The sequence below is a fragment of the Massilia sp. TSP1-1-2 genome, from assembly GCF_049896185.1.
In the GTDB taxonomy this organism is placed as follows: domain Bacteria; phylum Pseudomonadota; class Gammaproteobacteria; order Burkholderiales; family Burkholderiaceae_D; genus Telluria_A.
The window spans coordinates 1-541 of record NZ_JAFCTU010000219.1; the positions used below are offsets into that span (position 1 = coordinate 1).

Consider the following 541-nt stretch of genomic DNA (forward strand, 5'->3'; position numbering starts at 1 on the left):
GTCGCGGCCAAATACCGGCGCGAAACTTTGCGACGGGAACGCCGGCTTGATCAGCAGCTCCGGCAGTTTCTCCAGCGCCTCGGCGAGCACCGGCGCTTCACCGCACCACCAGGTGGCGATGGACGGCAGGATCAGTTCTTCGCCAAACAGGAATTCGTTTATTTTCGGCAGAAAGCCAAGCAAACCTGGAGATTCCAACACGCCGCTGCCCAAGGCGTTGGCCACCAGCACATTGCCCTGGCGCACGGCGTCGAGCAGGCCGGGCACGCCGAGGGCCGAGTCGGTACGCAGTTCCAGCGGGTCGCAGAAGTCGTCGTCCAGGCGGCGCATGATCGCGTTCACCCGCCGCAGGCCGCTGAGGGTTTTCAGAAATACGGTGCTGTCGCGCACGGTCAGGTCGCCGCCTTCCACCAGCGGGTAGCCGAGCTGGCGCGCGAGGTAGAGGTGTTCGAAATAACTTTCGTTGAAACGCCCCGGCGTGAGCAGCACGATCAGCGGCGGCTGATCATCGCCGGGCGCCTGGCGGGCCAGGGTTTCCTGC

Annotated in this window: 1 protein-coding gene; it reads right to left on the reverse strand. The window is 64.9% G+C overall.

All coding sequences use genetic code 11. The features are described from left to right. A partial coding sequence (locus ACP7BV_RS27795) for a circularly permuted type 2 ATP-grasp protein (RefSeq protein ID WP_426108150.1) occupies nt 1–541 on the reverse strand: 541 nt, incomplete at both ends.